This is a genomic window from Chromobacterium sp. FG89, assembly GCF_057808735.1.
On the sequence record NZ_JBMDIQ010000027.1, the window covers coordinates 49,503 to 67,701 of the forward strand.

General features: G+C 65.1%; 16 protein-coding genes. 9 read left to right on the top strand and 7 right to left on the bottom strand.

Annotated features, from left to right (window positions below):
- Positions 1-5: 5 nt before the first annotated feature.
- From ACODRW_RS20960 to ACODRW_RS20970, 3 genes are all read left to right on the top strand, one after another.
- Positions 6-278, top strand: a complete 273-nt coding sequence (locus tag ACODRW_RS20960; RefSeq protein WP_488906617.1) for a hypothetical protein — start codon at positions 6-8, stop codon at positions 276-278.
- On the top strand, positions 275-1,651 hold the full coding sequence (locus ACODRW_RS20965) for an MFS transporter (RefSeq protein WP_488906618.1): 1,377 nt from the start codon (positions 275-277) through the stop codon (positions 1,649-1,651). The genes ACODRW_RS20960 and ACODRW_RS20965 overlap by 4 nt, the downstream gene beginning before the upstream one ends.
- Positions 1,652-1,953: 302 nt before the next feature.
- Positions 1,954-2,337 (top strand): energy transducer TonB, encoded by a 384-nt coding sequence (locus ACODRW_RS20970; protein WP_488906619.1) that lies wholly within the window; start codon positions 1,954-1,956, stop codon positions 2,335-2,337.
- 107 nt (positions 2,338-2,444) lie between these two features.
- On the opposite strand, the gene ACODRW_RS20975 is transcribed toward ACODRW_RS20970, so the two are convergent.
- On the bottom strand, positions 2,445-2,912 hold the full coding sequence (locus ACODRW_RS20975) for a MarR family winged helix-turn-helix transcriptional regulator (RefSeq protein WP_019103187.1): 468 nt from the start codon (positions 2,910-2,912) through the stop codon (positions 2,445-2,447).
- 583 nt (positions 2,913-3,495) lie between these two features.
- On the opposite strand from ACODRW_RS20975, the gene ACODRW_RS20980 reads away from it, so the two are divergent.
- From ACODRW_RS20980 to ACODRW_RS21000, 5 genes are all read left to right on the top strand, one after another.
- Positions 3,496-4,674, top strand: a complete 1,179-nt coding sequence (locus tag ACODRW_RS20980) for a cell division protein ZipA C-terminal FtsZ-binding domain-containing protein (protein ID WP_227106779.1) — start codon at positions 3,496-3,498, stop codon at positions 4,672-4,674.
- 127 nt (positions 4,675-4,801) lie between these two features.
- Positions 4,802-7,213 carry an NAD-dependent DNA ligase LigA gene (ligA, locus tag ACODRW_RS20985; RefSeq protein ID WP_488906620.1) on the top strand — a complete coding sequence of 804 codons (2,412 nt, stop codon included), beginning with the start codon at positions 4,802-4,804 and terminating at the stop codon, positions 7,211-7,213.
- 197 nt (positions 7,214-7,410) lie between these two features.
- Positions 7,411-8,838, top strand: a complete 1,428-nt coding sequence (locus tag ACODRW_RS20990) for a tetratricopeptide repeat protein (protein ID WP_488906621.1) — start codon at positions 7,411-7,413, stop codon at positions 8,836-8,838.
- A 72-nt stretch (positions 8,839-8,910) separates the two neighbouring features.
- On the top strand, positions 8,911-9,783 hold the full coding sequence (galU, locus tag ACODRW_RS20995; protein WP_107801619.1) for a UTP--glucose-1-phosphate uridylyltransferase GalU: 873 nt from the start codon (positions 8,911-8,913) through the stop codon (positions 9,781-9,783).
- Positions 9,784-9,847: 64 nt separating this feature from the next.
- Positions 9,848-10,390, top strand: coding sequence for a hypoxanthine-guanine phosphoribosyltransferase (locus ACODRW_RS21000; RefSeq protein WP_019103182.1), 543 nt, complete (start codon positions 9,848-9,850; stop codon positions 10,388-10,390).
- A 367-nt stretch (positions 10,391-10,757) separates the two neighbouring features.
- On the opposite strand, the gene ACODRW_RS21005 is transcribed toward ACODRW_RS21000, so the two are convergent.
- The 6 genes from ACODRW_RS21005 to hemP form a co-directional block, all read right to left on the bottom strand.
- Positions 10,758-11,573, bottom strand: a complete 816-nt coding sequence (locus ACODRW_RS21005) for an ABC transporter ATP-binding protein (protein WP_488906622.1) — start codon at positions 11,571-11,573, stop codon at positions 10,758-10,760.
- Positions 11,566-12,552 (bottom strand): FecCD family ABC transporter permease, encoded by a 987-nt coding sequence (locus ACODRW_RS21010; RefSeq protein ID WP_233246639.1) that lies wholly within the window; start codon positions 12,550-12,552, stop codon positions 11,566-11,568. Before ACODRW_RS21010 ends, ACODRW_RS21005 begins: the two co-directional genes overlap by 8 nt.
- Complete coding sequence (locus ACODRW_RS21015; protein WP_107798070.1) at positions 12,549-13,340, bottom strand: heme/hemin ABC transporter substrate-binding protein; 792 nt, start codon at positions 13,338-13,340, stop codon at positions 12,549-12,551. The genes ACODRW_RS21010 and ACODRW_RS21015 overlap by 4 nt, the downstream gene beginning before the upstream one ends.
- Entirely contained in the window at positions 13,330-14,373 is a 1,044-nt protein-coding gene (locus tag ACODRW_RS21020; RefSeq protein ID WP_488906623.1) for a hemin-degrading factor, read from the bottom strand. Before ACODRW_RS21020 ends, ACODRW_RS21015 begins: the two co-directional genes overlap by 11 nt.
- 60 nt (positions 14,374-14,433) lie before the next feature.
- On the bottom strand, positions 14,434-16,638 hold the full coding sequence (locus tag ACODRW_RS21025) for a TonB-dependent hemoglobin/transferrin/lactoferrin family receptor (protein ID WP_488878280.1): 2,205 nt from the start codon (positions 16,636-16,638) through the stop codon (positions 14,434-14,436).
- A gap of 81 nt (positions 16,639-16,719) precedes the next feature.
- Positions 16,720-16,893: a hemin uptake protein HemP gene (hemP, locus tag ACODRW_RS21030; RefSeq protein WP_107801622.1), complete on the bottom strand. Its 174-nt coding sequence runs from the start codon at positions 16,891-16,893 to the stop codon at positions 16,720-16,722.
- 163 nt (positions 16,894-17,056) lie between these two features.
- Between hemP and ACODRW_RS21035 the strand changes: the two genes are divergently transcribed.
- Complete coding sequence (locus ACODRW_RS21035; RefSeq protein WP_488906624.1) at positions 17,057-17,743, top strand: 4'-phosphopantetheinyl transferase family protein; 687 nt, start codon at positions 17,057-17,059, stop codon at positions 17,741-17,743.
- The last annotated feature ends 456 nt before the right edge of the window (positions 17,744-18,199 follow it).

An 18,199-nucleotide genomic window follows, 5' to 3' on the forward strand; every position in this document is an offset into this window, starting at 1 on the left:
TGCTCATGTACCACACGTACATTCCGCTTTCTCAGCGGTTTTGGCCTTGTCTCGCCCTCGCTGGCGAGCTTTTGAAAAAGCGCTTGGGGCAATGGCAAAGTCCGCTTGGCGTCGGCCAGGTTTTTGTTAGTCATCGTTTAAACAGGCTGGTGAGGACTATTATCGTCAGTTACAGTTTGACGGCGCGCAAACCGGGCCGCGCGCGCGGATGGCATACTGCGCAGCTTCCCGACGGCAGCGGCCGTCGGGCGATATCATTGCTGGATGAATGGGCATGACCGTAAGCATCAAGCGTTGGGAACCTGAAAACCCTATCTTCTGGCTGCGCCGCGGGCGGCGCATCGCCAATCGCAATCTCTGGCTGTCCATCCTGTCGCTGCACCTGAACTTCAATATCTGGATGATGTGGAGCATGGTGGTGGTCAATCTGCCGGCGGTCGGATTCGCGCTCAGCAATCAGCAGCAGTTCCTGCTGGTGTCTATCCCGCCGCTGGTCGGCGCCCTGATGCGGCTGCTGTACTCGTGGATCTGGAGCTGGGTGGGGGGCGGCCTGTGGCTGGGCATTTCCACCTTGCTACTCTTGCTGCCGGCTTTGGGCGTGGCCGCGGTGGTGCAGGACATTTCTACGCCGTTTCCCATTTTGCTGCTGGTGTCCGGTTTGTGCGGCATCGGCGGCGGCGCCAGCGCCTCCCATCTGTCCAATACCAGTTTCTTCTTTCCCAAGGCGGCCAAGGGGCTGGCGATGGGGCTGAACGCGGGGCTGGGGAATCTGGGCGTGTCGGTGGCGCAACTGGCGATTCCGGTGGTCATTCTGCTGCCCTTGTTCGGGGAGGTGGGCGGGCCGCAGATCTGGGGCGTCGGCGGCGTCGTTCATCCGGTGTGGCTGCAGAACGCCGGCTATCTATGGCTGCCCTTCATCGTGATCATCGCGCTGGCCTGCCTGTTGTACGCGCATGATCTGCCCAAGCTGCGCATCACGCCGCATGACCAGCTGGACGCGATGCGCGACCCGCACACCTGGTATATCTGCCTGCTGTACATGGGCAGTTACGGCACTTTCCTCGGCTTCGCCGCCGCCTTTCCCTTGCTGGCGCGCAATATGTTTCCGCTGGTCGACGTCACCCCTTACGCCTTCATCGGCCCCATGGTCTGCGCCTTGTCGCGGCCGCTGGGCGGCTGGATGGGCGATCACATCGGCGGCGGCATCGCCACCATGCTCAGCAACGGGGTGATGGCGCTGGCCACCGTCGGCGTCTACCTGAGCATGCCCTCCGCCGGCAACGGCGGTTCGTTCTGGTTGTTCCTCGCCATGTTCCAGCTGATCTTCTTCGCCGCGGGCGTCGGCAACGGATCTTCCTTCCAGTTGGCGCCCAAGGTCTTTCTGTTGCAGGCCGGCCAAGGGGCCAAGGCCGCCGGCCTGGACATCGCCGAGGCCTATGCGCGCGGCGGCCGCCGCGGCGCGTCGGCGATGAACGTCAGCTCGGTGATGGCGGCCTTCGGCGGTTTCGTGATTCCCAAATCCTTCGGCAGCGCGCTGGCCGCCTTCGGCAGCTTCCTGCCGGCCTTCGGCATGTTCTTTGTGTTTTATCTGGTGTCCATGCTGGTGGCCTGGTGGCAATACAGCCGGCCGGGCAGCCGGATGCGCTGCTGAGGCGAGCGATGCGCGCGCGGCCTGGATGGGCTTGGGCCTTGCTGGCATCTTTGCTGCTGCACGCCTTGTTGCTGTTTTGCTGGCGGCCGTTCGCGCCGCGGCCTTCTGCTCGCGCCGCGGTACTGACGCTAAGCCTGCCGGCGCCGCGGGCCGCCGGCGTTCCCGATGGCGTAGGGGCTAGGACGGAAGCGGCCAAAGCGTCGCCGGCCCCGCGCCGCCAATCTCCGCAGTCCAAGCGCCTTCCCATTGCCAAGGCTATTGCGGCGCCGCCGGCTGCGGCCGCGCCGCGGCAGCGTCCATCGTTGCCGACGGCGCTTGGAGGCGGCTCCAGCGTCGTGGAAGGCGAGCCGGCCGGCTCGGCGTCGACGCAAAGCGCTTCCGGCGCGGCAAGGGGCGGCGGACAGGACAGCGTGGCCTTGTATCGCGCCGAATATTTGAACAATCCGCAGCCGGAATATCCGGAGCGGTCGCGGGAGAACGGCGAAGAGGGCACGGTCTTGCTGCGGGTCAGCGTTAGCGCCGCCGGCCGCGCCAGCGAGGTGACGGTGGCGGTCAGCAGCGGCTATCCGCGGCTGGACCGCGCGGCCAAGGCCGCGGTGGAAAGCTGGCGCTTTGCGCCGGCCAAGCGCAATGGCCAGGCGGTGGATTCGGTGTTGACGGTGCCGGTGCGGTTTCAGAGCCCTTGAGCCGCGTGCGCGGCCGGCGCTGAAAACGCAATGGCGGCGAGGAGCGGACCGCATTGCGGGACCGCGCGCCTCGCCGCCGGGTAAAGGCGGTTACGGCTGGAGGAATCCTAAGCCGTGACTTCTTCCTGTTCTTCCAGCGCCAGGCTGAAGCCTTCGCGCAGGCGGCCCAATTCCTGGCAGAAACCGGACAGGTCGTGTTCGCCAAAGCGTTTAAAGGCGATCTGCATATAGTCGATATGAGCGGGGAAGGCCTGGTCGAACAGGCGTTCTCCGTGTTGGGTCAAGGAGACGAACACGCTGCGGCGATCGTTGGGCTGCATGGTGCGGGTAACCAGACCCTTGTCTTCCAGCCGGTCGATGACGCCGGTCAGCGTCCCTTTGGTGATCAACGTGCGGTCGGACAGCTCCTTGCAATTCATGCCCTTGCTGTGGCCCAGCGTGGCGACCACGTCGAATTGCGGCGGAGTCAGGCCCAGCTGACGAATGTGCTGGCTGGCAAACTGTTCGAATGCCTGGTAGGTGCGCGCCAGCTCGTGGACCACCGGAAGGAAACTGGCTTGAGAAGTGTTTTTCATCGATCTATCCCTTGCTTTCCTAAGCAGTGTTTAAGACGATTTGGAATCATTCATTTGCATGAACACGAAATATTCTGGCACGAGATATTTCAGAGCGCCCCTGTCAGAAATGTCATCTACCGGACCTTATGGGCCTGAAAATGACGTTCCGCTTCCATTTGGCTCGCTTGCGGCGGGCCTGACTCGCGGCGCCGAACTGCCGACTGGGGCGGTTCGACGCGGTCCGATGGAACCAGCAGGGGCGATTCGGCATCCAATTCAGGTTGCGAACCCGGTTTGAAGCACCAAATTGCCCGCATCAGCTATCGCCTCGGCTTGATTTAGGCTGGCGGCAAGGCATTTACGGCTAAATTGCCGCCAAATGGTGCGCAAGCTGAGGCTTTCGTTATAATAACCGTGGTCTATCGCCGTTCTCGACTGGCCGAAACGCCAGATTCGAACGGTTTTGTTGCCGAATACTTAAAGGGAGGCTGTCGGCCTGGCTATTGCCGAAAGACGCCGCATCGCGCATTGAAAGATGCGCCGGCGCGCGGCGAGGGGGCTGCCGACAGCTTCGATTATTCGCCTTAATGCGGACTGGCTGATGAGCGAATTACAGATTGGTGTGTTGATACTGGGCGGCGCGGTGATCGCCCTGGTTTACGGATTCAATGCTTTCCAGGAATGGCGTTTTCGCAAGAAGACTCGCCAGGCCTTCACGCGCGGCCACGACGACGTGTTGCTGGACGTGCCCAAGAACAATGTGCGCGACGGCGTGAAGCAGGACAGGATGGAACCGGTGCTGGTGGACGCCGCGCCGGAGCCGGACGATTACGCAGCCGCTTATTTCGAGCCGCACATCCCCGCGGAGCCGGCGCGAGCCGAGACCGAACGCCCGCGCGAAGCGGTTTTCGACGCGGTGCCGGTGGTGGAGGAAGAGGAGGACATCCCGCAGATGGACTCCGCCGATCACCAGGCGCTGGTGGTGGCGATGCTGGATCCGTCGCTGGACTTCATCGCTGAAGTGGTGTTCCACGCGCCGCATGAGCTGGCGGCGATTCCGCGCTTCAACGTGGGCAAGCGCACACAGTTGATCGGCCGCACCGAAAAAGGCCTGTGGAAGCCGGCCGAGGCCTTGCCCGGCACCCGTTACAAGCAGATCAACGTCAGCATGCAGATGGTGGACCGCAGCGGCGCGGTGACCGAACAGGAACTGGCCGGCTTCTGCCAGCAGGTATCGCGCTTCGCCGAGGAGCACGACGCCGCGGTCAGTTTCCCGCAGCGCCAGCAGAAGCTGGTGGCGGCGCGCGAACTGGACCGCTTCTGCGCCGACGTGGACGTGCTGATCGGCATCAACATCGTGCCGCAGGGGCCGATAGAAGGCACGCGTCTGCGCAGCTTCGCCGAGGCCGCCGGCCTGCAGCTGGAGCCGGACGGCGCCTTCCACTATCTGGCGGACTCCGGCAACACCCTGTATTCGCTGATGGCGGCGGACCAGATGCCGTTCACCTTTCACACCTTGCTGGACAAGTCCTTCCCGGCGCTGACGCTGTTGTTCGACGTGCCGCGCGTGGCCGGCGGCGTCGAGGTGTTCGACCGCGCCGTTTACTTCGCGCGCCAGCTGGCGCAGGAGTTCGACGCCCAATTGGTGGACGACAACCGCCGTCCGCTGTCCGACGCCGGCCTGACCCGCATCCGCGACCAGCTGCTGCACATCTACGGCAGCATGGACGACCGCGGCATCGCCCCCGGCAGCGTGGCCGCGTTGAGACTGTTTGCCTGAAACCGGCGGGAAGCCCTGGTGTCGCCTTGCTGTCCAGCCGCTACACTGGGGTGATAAGCCCGCTCGATAATCCTCCGTTTCCAAGGCCGGCGCCACGCCGGCTTTTTCTGTTTGAGTCCGACTGAACATGACCGCCCAAACTCCGCAACAGCGCGTAGCCGAACTGCATCAACTGCTGAACCGCTACGGCCACGAATACTATGTGTTGGACACCCCCACCGTGCCGGACGCCGAATACGACCGCCTGTTCCGCGAGCTGCAACAACTGGAACAGGAGCATCCGGAACTGGCGAGCGCGGATTCGCCCACCCGCCGCGTCGGCGGCGTGCCGTTGGACGAATTCCAGCAAGTGACCCACAGCGTGCCCATGCTGTCGCTGTCCAACGCGTTTTCCGATATGCAGCTGAGCGAGCGCGAGCAGCGCCATGAAGAGCTGCTGCAGTTCGACGAGCGGGTGCGCAAAGGGCTGGATCTTGCCGAGGTGGAGTACGCGACCGAGCCCAAGTTCGACGGCCTGGCGATCTCCCTACTTTACCGCGACGGCGTGCTGGTTCAGGCGGCCACCCGCGGCGACGGCGTGACCGGCGAGAACGTCACCGAGAACATCCGCACCGTGCGCGCGATTCCGCTGCGGCTGCCGGCCGGCGCGGCCACGCCCGGCCTGCTGGAAGTGCGCGGCGAAGTGCTGATGCTGAAGCAGGATTTCGACAAGCTCAACAGCGAGCAGGCGGCGCGCGGGGACAAGACCTTCGCCAATCCGCGCAACGCCGCCGCCGGCAGCTTGCGTCAATTGGATTCGCGCATCACCGCTCAGCGCCGGCTGTCCTTCTTCGCCTACGCCATCGCCCAGGTGGAGGGCGCGGACTGGCCGGCCAGCCACAGCGGGGAAATGGCCTGGTTGCGTGCGCTGGGTTTCCCGGTGGTGGCCGAGGACCTGCGGCCGGTGGTGCGCGGCGTGGACGGCTTGATCGCCTATTACGAACAAGTACAGCAGCGCCGCCCCGGCCTGCCTTTCGATATCGACGGCGTGGTGTACAAAGTCAATCAGCGCGCCTTGCAGGACGAGCTGGGCTTTGTGTCGCGCGCGCCGCGCTGGGCCATTGCCCACAAATTCCCGGCCGAGGAGGCCTTGACCCAGGTCGAGGCGATCGAGGAGCAGGTGGGCCGCACCGGCGCCATCACCCCGGTGGCGCGGCTGAAGCCGGTGTTCGTCGGCGGCGTCACCGTCACCAACGCCACCTTGCACAATGAGGACGAGGCGAGGCGCAAAGACGTGCGCGTGGGCGACACCGTGATCGTGCGCCGCGCCGGCGACGTGATTCCGGAAGTGGTGTCCGTGGTGATGGAGCGCCGACCGATGCAGCCGGCCGCGGATGGCGGCTTGTTCGACGAACCGCAATACCCGGCCTACCGGCTGCCCGGCGCCTGTCCGGTATGCGGCAGCCACGTGGTGCGCGAAGAGGGCGAGGCGGTGGCGCGCTGCTCCGGCGGCCTGTCCTGCCGCGCGCAGCGCAGCCAGGCGATCCAGCATTTCGCCGGCCGCCGGATGATGGACATCGACGGCCTGGGCGAACGCTATATCGACAAGCTGGTGGAGTACGACTATGTGCGCGGCGTGGCCGACCTGTACCGGCTGACGCTGGAAGACTTGCTGGAAATGAAGCGCCGCGCCGACGAGGACGAGGATGCGACCCCGGAAACCGTCAAGGCGGGCAAGGTGGCGAGCAAATGGGCGGAAAACCTGATCGAGGCGATCGCCGCCAGCCGGCGGCCGCCGCTGGCGCGGCTGCTGTTCGCGCTGGGCATCCGCCATGTCGGCGAATCCACCGCCAAGACCCTGGCCGATTGGCTGGGGACGATGGCCTTGATCCGTCGTTCGCAGGCGGCCTTGTTCGCCGCGCTGCCGGATATCGGCGGCGTGGTGGCGGAATCGCTGGCGGACTTCTTCGCCGAAGCCAATAACGAAGCCGCGCTGGACGCCTTGTTGAGCCATGTGGCGCCGGCCGACGAGCACGCGCCGTCGCCGCGCCTGGCCGAGCGTCTTCAGCCGGCCGTGTTGCTGGCGCGGCTGGACATTCCGCGTCTGACCGAGGTGCGCAGCCAGCAATTGGCGGCGCAGATCGACGGCCTGGCCGCGCTGGCCGGGCGCGAACGGCGCGCGCTGCTGGATCTGGAATTGCCGGCCGAGGTGATCAACGCGCTGGCCGACTGGCTGGACCTGCCGGGCAAGCGAGACAGCCTGCGCGCGCTCGCCGCCCTGGTCGACGAGATGCTGGCGGCGCTGCCGGCGCAAGCGGCGGCGGCCGGCGTGCTGGAAGGCAAGACCCTGGTGCTGACCGGCACCTTGCCTACGATGAGCCGCGACCAGGCCAAGGAATTGATAGAAGCCGCCGGCGGCAAGGTGTCCGGCAGCGTGTCCAAGAAAACCCATTACGTGGTGGCGGGGGCGGAGGCCGGCAGCAAGCTGGCCAAGGCGGAAGAGCTGGGCGTGGCGATTCTGGACGAGGCCGGCTTGCAAGCCTTGCTGGCCGGAGAGTGACTGAAGAGCCTGTAGCCTCGGCGGGAAATGTTTTTTGCCACGGAAGCACACGGAAAAACACGGACCAAACCAAAGGCTGCTGTTATTTTCGTGGATTTCGTGGCTAAAGGGTTTGCCTTCCGTGCCCTTCCGTGCGCTTCCGTGGCTAAATCGGTTTTTGTTTTTCCGTGGCAGGAATTTAAGAAGGAACGGAACAGATGACGGCGGACCAAGCTTTCGAACAAGGCAATAGATTGGCGGCGGAGGGCCGCTGGCGCGAAGCGGAGCAGGCGTTTGATCAATGTCTGAGGCGGAACGCCAAGGATTGGCAGGCGCTGGCCAACCGCGCCAACGCCCGCCTGCGCCAGGGCGACAGCGCGCGCGCGCTGGACGACTACCTGGCCGCCGCCGCGCTCAATCCGCAGTCGGTCAACATCAAGTGCAATCTGGCGGTGCTGCTCAAGGAACTGGGCGAACTGGAACTGGCGGAAGCGCTGCTGCGCGAGGCCCTGGCGGCGGAGCCCGAGCATGTCGACGCCTGGAGCAATCTGGGCGTGGTCTTGCAACATCGTCTGCAATACCAGGAGGCCATCGCCTGCCATCTGCGCGCCATCGAGCTGGCCGGCGCGAGCCCGGCGCGCTGCAACAATCTGGGCTACGCCTGCACTTGTGCCTTGCTGCTGGACGACGCCATCGCCGTGTTGCAAGGCGGTTTGGAGCTGGACCCGAACGACGCCAATCTGCGCTTCAGCTTGTCCATCGCGCTATTGCTGGCCGGCCGCTACGCCGAGGCCTGGCCGTATTACGAGGCGCGCTGGGACGCCATCCTGCAGCCGCGTCACCGCGAACGGCGCTGGCAGGGCCAGGCGCTGGACGCGTCCGCCTTGCTGCTGTGGGCGGAACAGGGCCTGGGCGACAGCCTGCAGATGGCGCGCTTCCTGCCGCGGCTGCGGGCCGAACATCCGCGGGCGCGCCTGCTGCTGGCCTGCCCCAAAACCTTTCATCGCCTGTTCGCCCAATTCGATGGCGTGGAATTGCTGGAGCCGGAGGCCGCGCCGGCTTTCGATTGGCAACTGCCGCTGATGTCCTTGCCCGGCGCGCTGGGCGTGACGCTGGACAATCTGTCCGACCAGCCTTATCTGAGCGCGGTGCTGGCGGCCGCGGTCCCGGCGCGCGACGGCGGCCGGCCGCGCGTCGGCGTGGTGTGGGAAAGCGGGCAATGGGGCGTGGGCAAGGCCGATCACTGGCGCCGCCACAAATCGGTGCCGCCGGAGGACTTCGCCGCTTTGTGCCGGCTGCCCGGCATTGATTTCGTGTCCTTGCAGCCGGGAACGACGCCTTCGGCTTTGCAAGGTTTGTTGAGCACGCCGGCCTTGAACGATTTCGCCGACACCGCCGCCTGGGTGGCGGATCTGGATCTGGTGATCACCGTCGATACCGCCGTCGCCCACCTGGCCGGCGCGATGGGCAAGCCGGTCTGGGTGTTGATGCGCGCGGAAAGCGCGCCCTTCTTTCTGGCCGCCGGCGAGCGCGCGCCGTGGTACGACTCGATGCGGGTCTGGCGCCAGACCGAGGCCGGCGTCTGGGGGCCGGTGCTGGAAGGCGCGGCGCAGGCGCTGGCTCAGCGTTTTGCCGCCGCTTTGTGAGGCGGGACTTTCACCAGCGGGCCGCGGCGCGGTAGAATGCGCGGCTGTCAACGCTTGTTAACGAGAATGGGCATGAAAAAAATCACGAAAGCGGTCTTCCCCGTCGCCGGGCTGGGCACTCGCTTCCTGCCGGCCACCAAGGCCAGCCCCAAGGAAATGCTGCCGGTGGTGGACAAGCCGCTGATCCAGTACGCGGTGGAAGAGGCGATCGCCGCCGGCATGACCGAGCTGATTTTCATCACCGGCCGCAACAAGCGTTCGATCGAAGACCATTTCGACAAGGCTTACGAGCTGGAAACCGAACTGGAAAACAAGAACAAGCAGAAGTTGCTGGAAACCGTGCAGGGCATCATCCCGCCGTCGGTGTCCTGCATCTTCATCCGTCAGACCGAGGCGCTGGGCCTGGGCCACGCTGTGCTGTGCGCGCGGCCGGTGGTGGGCGACGCGCCGTTCGCGGTGATCCTGGCCGACGACCTGATCGAAGGCGCGCCGGGCGCGATGGAACAAATGGTCAAGCTGTTCGACGAAACCCACACCTCGGTGCTGGGGGTGGAAACCGTGGCGCCGGAGGAGACCGGCTCTTACGGCATCGTCAAGGTGGCGCCGGACGCGCGCGGCCATCAGCAGGTGGAGCACATCGTGGAGAAGCCGCGCCCGGAAGCGGCGCCGTCCAATCTGGCGGTGGTGGGCCGTTACATTCTGACCCCGCGCATTTTCGACAAGCTGGTCAACACCACGGCCGGCGCCGGCGGCGAAATCCAGCTGACCGACGGCATCGCGGCGCTGATGAAGGACGAGCCGGTGTTGGCGCTGCCGTTCAAGGGCGTGCGTTACGACTGCGGCTCCAAGCTGGGCTATCTTAAAGCCACGGTCAATTACGGCTTGCAGCATCACGAGGTGGGCGCCGAGTTCGCCGCCTATCTGCGGTCGCTGGCCAAGAACTAATCGTTTTTTCAATCACGCCGCTTGCTTCAAAGCGGCGTTTGCGTGTGTGAATCAAGGAGTCATCATGCCCAATATTGCCGAGGCCCGTGGCCTGATCAACAGCTCCGACGTGCTGTTTACCGCCGAGGAAGTCAGCGCGGCCGTTGACCGCATGGCGGTGGAAATCACCGAGGAACTGGGCGAAACCTATCCGCTGGTCTTGTCCGTGATGGGCGGCGCCGTGGTGTTTACCGGTCAGCTGCTGCCGCGCCTGGCTTTCCCGCTGGACTTCGACTACGTTCACGTGTCCCGCTACGGCGACAAGACCCAGGGCGGCGAACTGGTATGGAAACAGGCGCCCAAGGAAGACGTGCGCGACCGCGTGGTGCTGGTGCTGGACGACATCCTGGACGAAGGCCACACCATGGCGGCGATCCGCGACAAAGTGATGGCCATGGGCGCCAAGGCCTTCTACAGCGGCGTGTTCGCCAACAAGCTGATCAGCAAGGAAAAGCCGATGCTGGCTGACTTCGTCGGCCTGGATGTGCCGGACCGCTACGTGTTCGGCTACGGCATGGACGTGCGCGGCGCCTGGCGCAACCTGCCGGCTATCTACGCGCTGAAATAAGCGCGGCCAGATCGCGAAAAACCCCCGGCTCGCGTCAGCAAGCCGGGGGTTTTTATTTTTGGACCTAGTCTAAGAACGTGTTTCCGATCTCGCGAGCTAAGGCGAGACAAGGCGAAAACGGGCGAAAAAGCGGAATGTACAAGTGGTACATGAGCATTTTGAGCTCGGTTTCAACGCCGTATCGCCGACGCGCAGCAGATCGTAAACAGGTTCTCAGAGTCTGTTCAAAGCCTCGCAAGCTAGGGCGAGACAAGGCGTTGCGGCTGAGAAAGCGGAATGCTCAAGCGGTACATGAGCATTTCGAAGCCAGTTTCAACGCCCTTTACCTATCCAACCCGCCGACGCGCAGCAGACTATGAACAGGCTCTCAGGCGCCGGCCGCCAGCGCCGCGGGCTTCTGCGCCTGCGCCAAGGCGGCGTTGACCTGCCAGTCGTTGCCGTTGCGCTGCAAACGCATCGGCCAGCGGTAGACCGCCAGCAGCCGCTCCGGCGTCAGCACCTGTTCCGGCGCACCGGCCACCACCAGCCGGCCCTGTTCCAGCAAGGCCACGTGGTCGGCGTAGCTGGCCGCCAGCGCCAGGTCGTGCAAGACCTGCACCACGGTGCGGCCCTGGCGCGACAATTCCAGCAGCAGTTGCTGCAAGCGGTGCTGGTGACGCAGGTCCAGGTGATTGGTGGGTTCGTCCAGCAGCAGCACCGGCGCCTGCTGCGCCAAGGCGCGGGCGATGGCCGCGCGCTGGCGCTCGCCGCCGGACAGCTGGTCCAGCCGCTTGTCGGCGTAATCGTCCAGCTCCACCGTGCCCAAGGCGTCCGCCACCGCGCTCTTGTCCTCCACCCGCGGCTGCGAGAAGGCGCCGAGGTAGGGCACGCGGCCCAGCATCACGAATTCGCGCACCGTCAGCGGAATGCCGGCCGGTATGTGTTGCGGCACCCAGGCGATGCGGCGCGCGCGCACCGCCGGCTCCATGCGGCCGACGCATTGTCCGGCCAGGCGCACCGCGCCGGCGCCGGGCGTGTTCAAACCGGCCAGCAGCCGCATCAGCGTGGTCTTGCCGGCGCCGTTGGGGCCCAGCAGCGCGCTGACCCGGCCGGTGGGCAAGTCCAGGTTGATGTCGTCCAGAATCCGCTTGCCGCCGATGTCGTAGGCCAGCTGGCGCACGCACAGGGTAGTGGTATCAGCCATTGATCAGACTCCTTTGTTGCCGCCGGAACAGCCATACGAAGAACGGCGGTCCGGCGAAGGCCGCCATTAAGCCCACCGGCAGATCGATGGGCCAGGCGATGGTGCGCGCCAGCGTGTCCACCGCCAGCAGGAATAAGGCGCCGGCCCAGGCCGACAGCAGGATCAGCCGGCGGCGGCAGCCGCCCAGCAGCAGCGCCAGCGCGTTGGGAATCATCATGCCGACAAAGCCGATCACCCCGGACAGCGCCACTGCGCCGCCGGTGGCCAGCGCCGCGCCGACGGCGGTGAGCCGGCGGGTGCGGCGCACATCGATGCCCAGCGAGCGGGCGGCGTCCTCGCCCAGCAGCAGGCAGTCCAGATCGCGGCCCACGGCGATCAGGATCAGCAAGCCCAGGCCGGCCACGCCCAGGCAGGCCAGCAGCCGTTCCGACGAGGCCGACGACAGATTGCCGGCCAGCCAGCTGGTGGCGGCGCGCAGCGTCAGGTCGTCGGACATGAAAATCATCAGGCTGGTGATGGCGCCGCAGAAGGCGCCCACCACCAGGCCCATCAGCAGCAGGCCGGCCAGGCCGCCGCGCACCAGCCGCGACAGCAATAGAATCAGCCAGGTGGCCAGCAGGCCGCCGCCAAAGGCGGCCAGCGGCAAGGACAGGCCGGCGGCGCCGATGGCCAGCATGCTGACCACGGCCAGCGCCGCGCCGCTGGACGTGCCGATCAGGCCGGGGTCGGCCAGCGGATTGCGAAACAGCGCTTGCAAGGCCGCGCCGCTGGCGGCCAGCGCCGCGCCCACGCCCAGCGCCGCGGCGATGCGCGGCAGCCGCAGCTGGGTCAGCAGCGGATCGCTGAAGTCCGGCCAGGCGAGGCCGCTGCCGCCGCTGGACAAGGCCAGCAGCGGCAGCAGCAGGCTGGCGGCGATCAGGCCCAGCAGTAGCCAGCGGCCGCGATTGGGCGCGGCGGCTTCCATGCTCAGCGCGCTCACATCTTCACCATCTGCTCGACCACCGCCGGGCTGTTCAGTCCCACCATCATCGCGTCCTTGGCTGGCAACAGGTAGATGCGGCCCTGCTTGCCGGCCGGCGTGGAGGCGATTTCCGGCCGTTTGGAGAAGGCCTCCTTGCCGCCGTGCACCGCGCCGGTGTGGCTGCCCAGAATGATCACGTCCGGTTGCAGGCTTTGCCAGGCGTCGCGCGCCATCGGCTTGAAGCCGGACAGCTGGCTGGCGACGTTGACGCCGCCGGCGGCGCGGATCAGGGTATCGGCGGCGGTGTCGCGGCCGGCCACCAGCTGACCGTCGTAGCTGACCAGATAGCGCACGCCGCGCGCCGGGCGCGGCGTCATCTCGCGCTGCCAGCGGCTGGCCAGTTGCTGGGCGTTGGCGTCGCGGCCCAAGAGCTGTCCCACTTTGCGGATCGCGTCGGCGAAGTCCGCGCCGTCCTCGCGGCGCGTCACTTCCTCGGCGCGCACCTGCAATTGGCGCAGCTGGGTCCACACCGTCGGCGGTTGCGCCTCGGCGCTGCCCAGCACCAGAGTGGGCTTGAGCCGGGCGATGGTTTCAGCGTTCAGCGCGCGGGAAAAACCCACCACCTGGGCCTGAGCCAGCGCCGGCGACTTGCTGGAGCGGTCGCGGCCGACGACTTCCTTGCCGGCGTCCAGCGCCACCACGATGTCGGCGATGTCAGGAGTCATCACCACGATGCGTTGCGCCGCCCAGGCGGGCAGCGCGGCGGCCAGGCCCAGCAGGGCGGCGAAGGCGAATTTAGGCGACATCGGCGCGCTCCAGTGCCGGCAGCTCGCCCAGCAGCTTGATCCATTCCACGCGTTCCGCCTGGCCCGGCTTGCGCTCGCCGAAGAAAGTGGCCAGCGACAAGCCCTTGTCGTCGAACAGTTCCAGCGAGGTCACCACGCCGTGATCGCCCGGCTTGCGGGTGACCCAGGCTTCTGCGATCAGGTCGGTGCGCAGATGCAGGTTGAAGTGCGGGTCCAGCACATTGAGCCAGTTGCCGACGATCTGCACATTGCGCACCGGACCGGTGTGAATCTGGATCATGCCGCGGTTGCCGGCGAACACCATGATGGGGGCTTCGATATGGGCGGCGCGGCGCAGCAGCTGCTCCACCGCTTCCGGCAGCACGCGCCAGGCCTGGCCTTCCGGCGCCAGGCGGAAGCCCTGCTGGCGGGACACGCCCCAGCGGCGCAGGAAGGGATGGAAGGCGTGCACGTCCTGCAGGCTCTGCCATTCCTGCTGGAAGCCGGCCTTGTCGATGGCCTCGTCGTCCAGCTCCTTCGCTTCGGCTTCCTGCGGGTCTATGCTCAGCGCGACCTTGGGCGCGGAGAAGGTCTCCACCAGGCGCTGGTAGGCGGCCGCATCGCTATTGGCGGTCAGATAGATCTTGTGCACCGCCTCGCCGAAACGGTCGAAGAACTGCAGGCTGCGCTGCTCGCCGCGCGCGCCGGCCGTGGTGACGGCGAAGGCGTGCTGCCAATGGAACAGGAAGATGCGCAGGTCGATGACCGGGTTGATGGCCAGGCCGATCTTGCCGTCGATCTGCACATTGCGGTAATCGCCGGTGGTTTCATGCACGCAGGCGTGATTGCGCGTCAGCGCCATCACCGGGCCCAGCTGGGCGATCTGGCCCAGGATGTCGTTCCAATGCGGTTGCAGGGCCTGGCTGGCCGGGTCCGCGGCCACCAGTTCGGCCTCGCTGACGCCCAGGGCGTCGGCGGCGTCGCGCACGCGCAGTTTCGGCTGGCTGGCTTTCAGGATTTGGTAACGATCCCACAGCTGGCTGAAGTCGGTCATGTTTGGATTCTCCTTGGAACGATCAAAAACGGGCGCCCGCCAAGGGGCGGGCGCTCGCGGTTAGAAGGTGTATTCGACGCTGGCGCTGAGGTTGCGGCCAGGCTGGGTGAACAGGTCCAGCGTGCGCACGCTGCTGGACTTGCCGCGCACATCGGCTGCCTTCCAGTATTTCTGGTCGAAGACGTTGAACACGCCGGCGCGCAGAATAGTGTTCTTGGCCGGCTTCCAATAAGCGGTCAGGTCCAGCGTTGCGTAGCCGGGGGCCTTGAACGGTATGGTGCTTTGGCCGCGTGCTTCGTCGGGACGCAGATCGGGAATGCGGGTATTTGCGGTGACCAAGCGTAAGAACGCTTCTCCGCCATAGTTGGCTTGGTCGTAACGCAGTCCAAGAGTGGCGTTGAGCGGCGTCAGGCTGGCCAATGGCTGGTTACGTTGCTTGTCACTGCCCTGAGCGTAGGCGATGGACGCCATGGCGCGCCAAGCGGGAGCGAAGCGCCAAGCTGCACGGCCTTCAGCACCGTTGATCTCGACTTCGCCTATGTTTTGGTACTGGTAGGCGGACAAGCCGTTGATAGTGCCGAGAGATGCAAGGTCGATGAAGTCCTTGTAGCGGTTGGCATAGACGGTGACGCCGAAGTCAAAGCTGTCCCACTGGCCTTTCAGGCCCAACTCCACGCCGCGGCTGCTTTCGGACTTGAGGTTGGGATTGGGCAGCACTTGATAGCGCTGCACCGGATTGGTGAAGGCCATATTGGCGTCGTCGAACGGCGGCGCGCGGAAGCCGGAGGAGAACTGCAGGAAGCCGGTGTAGTGATCGGCGAACGGCAGGCTCAGACCCAGCTTGGGCGAGAAGGCGCTGTCCTTGAAGGCGGGCACTTGGTAGTTGTTGGGGTTGCCGTTGGCGAAAGCCTGGTCCGGCTGCGGCGTCATCTTGTAGTGATCCCAGCGCAGCGATGGCGAGGCCACCAGACCGTTGCCGAACTTGATCTCGTCCTGGACAAAGAGGCCGATGCGTTCGGAGCGGCTGTCGGGGAAGGTCTTGTTGGGGTAGGTTTCGCCGTCGACGATATTGCTGCTGCTGCCGTTTGGATTGTACTGGGTCTTGAGGCGTGGACGGCTGGTATCGGTGCGGCTCAAGTCCGCGCCCCACAAGAGCTGATGCTCAGCGGAGAGGGCCTGGAAGTTGTGCTCGGCTTCCAGGGTCAGGCCATAGCTGTCCTGTTCAAAACCGTAGTCGGAACGTATGCGCTGGCCGTTATCACGCCACTCGGTATCATTGTCGGCATTATTCAGTTTCTGGTAATAAGCCCTGATTGCCAGCCGGTCGAAGGCCCCGAGTTGACGACCTTCCCAAGTCAAGGATGCACGGTCGCGTTGCGTTCTATCCTGTGCTTGCTTCCCCGTGATGGTGTAAAGCGTCATTCCGCGTTGATTGACTACAGGACCCAGCGAGTTCAACAGATTGCTGTCGGCATTGCGCTGGTAGTGCTCCAGCGTCAGTTCCAGCCGCTGGTTGGCGGCCGGCTTGAAGCCTAGCTTGGCCAGCACATTGTCGCTGTCCCAGCTTTGCGGATTCGGTTTGGTGCGCAGCGTGCTGCTGCTGTCGTTATTGCCCTGGTTGTCGGTTTCGTGGCCGTTGCGATGGGTGTAGAGCAGCATCAGATCGGCGCGCTCGCCCTTGACGCCCACGCCGGCGCTGCTGCCCCAGCCATTGTTGGCGGTGCCGCCAAAGCCCTTAACGCTGCCGCCCACGCCTTGCTCTTCCGGCACGAAGTCGTCCACGGTCTTGGTGCGGTAGCCCACCACGCCGCCGATGGCGTCGGAGCCGTACAGGCTGGAAGTGGGGCCCTTGACGATGTCGATGGCGCGCAGGGTTTCCAGTTCCACGTAATCGCGGCCGGAAACGGCTCCGTTATTGCTGCCGCCGCCGGCATAGGATTCCGGCAGGCGGATGCCGTCGATCAGCATCAGGATACGGTTGCCGTCTATGCCGCGGATGGTGTAGCCGGCGTTGCCGCGGCGCGCCGGATCGGTGGCCACTTCCACGCCGGGCTCGTATTTGACCGCGTCGGCGATGTCGCGCACCAGTTGATCGTCCAGTTTGTGACGCGAGATCACGCTGGCGTTGGGCGCGGTTTCCGCCAGCGGTTTGCTGCTGCGGTGGGCGGTGACCTGAACGGTCTCCAGTTCCGCCGGCGTCGCCGCCAGCGCGGGCCAGGCGGCGGCCAGGCTCAGAACCAAGGGGGTGGCGCGAAATAAGGCCATGGAAACTCCAAACTTCCTAAGGTTGGGTGCTTCCGCTGGCTGGCTAGTCTTGGCTGGCTTGCGGTGTGTGTGGTCAGAGACCTATTTGATTAGGATGAGCTTGCCGTTGCGTGTGAGTTGCAAGCGATACATTTCGCCCTGATGCTCGATCAGGATTTCTCTGCCTTTGGCGAACAGCTCGCAGCTGCGCAGCACCGGCGACAGGTTGGCTGCGCTGGCCCCGTTGCCAAGTTTGGCCGCGTTTTGGGCATGCATGAATTTATCCATAGCCAAATGGTAACGATTCTCATTATCGAGTTCAACCAAGGAATGTGATTATTACGCATGAAAAGTGCCAAATTGTGGCGGGATGGTCACAAATGGCCTGGTTGCCGTGCTACAGGCTAGGGATAATGGCGGTTTTTGCGCGGAGAGGCGGATGGAACTGAACGCTTTGATCAAGCCCTTGCCTTGCCCGGCGGGCGCGCCGCAGGCCTTGCGGCTGTACCGCGTGCGGCTGGATGTGGATTGGCCGGTGGACGAGGCGCTGCTGGCGGGCTTGAGTCAGGACGAGCGCAAGCGCTGCCTGCGCTATCTGCGCACCATCAACCAGTTGCAGTTCGCCCTGACCCGGCTGGCCTTGCGGCGGCTGCTGGCGCAAGAAACCGGCCTGGCGCCGGACGCGCTGATGTTTGAGCTGGGCGCCCATGGGAAACCCGTCTTGAGCCTGCCCGGCGCGCCGGTCTTCAATGTGTCTCACTCCGGCGCCTACGCGCTGATCGCCATCGCGCGCGGCGGGCAGGTGGGGGTGGACATCGAAACGGTGCAAGCCATGCGCGACGTGCCGGCGCTGGCGGAGCAGACCTTGCTGCCGGGTGAGTTGGAACTATGCGGACACGGGCGGGACGTGGCGGCTTTCTTCCAGTTGTGGACCATCAAGGAGGCGGTGCTGAAAGCCTGGGGCGTGGGCATTGCTCAGCATCTGTCCGCGTTTGAGGCCTTGGAACTGACGAATAAGGAACTGCCGTTGCGGATTGCCGCGCCCGAGCGCTGGCCGGCGACAAGAGCCTGGGCGCTGGAGGCGCCGGACGGGTATAAGGCGACCTTGGCTTGGGCAGAGCGCTAAGAACCTGTTTACGATCTGCTGCGCGTCGGCGGGATGGATAGAAAGGGGTGTTGAAAACAAACTCAAAATGCTCATGTACCGTATGTGCACTCCGCTTTTTCGCTTGTTTTCGCCTTGTCACGCCCTTGCTCGCGAGACTTTGAGCAGGCTCTGAAGCTGTTCACAATCTGTTGCGCCTTGTGGAGCCTTACCCGGTGAGTGCGCCTTGGCTCGCGAGGCTTGGGTTCCCAGGCGCAAGCGGAGGAGGGGTTATGGGTTTGCGTGAGAATGGTCTTGTACGAATCAATACAAACCAGGTGGCTATTGCGGACGGCTTGCGCGGCAAGCCGTTTGTCTTTGTGGTGTGGTTCGCGCGGACGACAAAAAACCCGTCATGTCGCCATGACGGGTTTTTGCTAATGCTGGCGTCCCCACGGGGAATCGAACCCCGGCTACCGCCGTGAAAGGGCGGTGTTC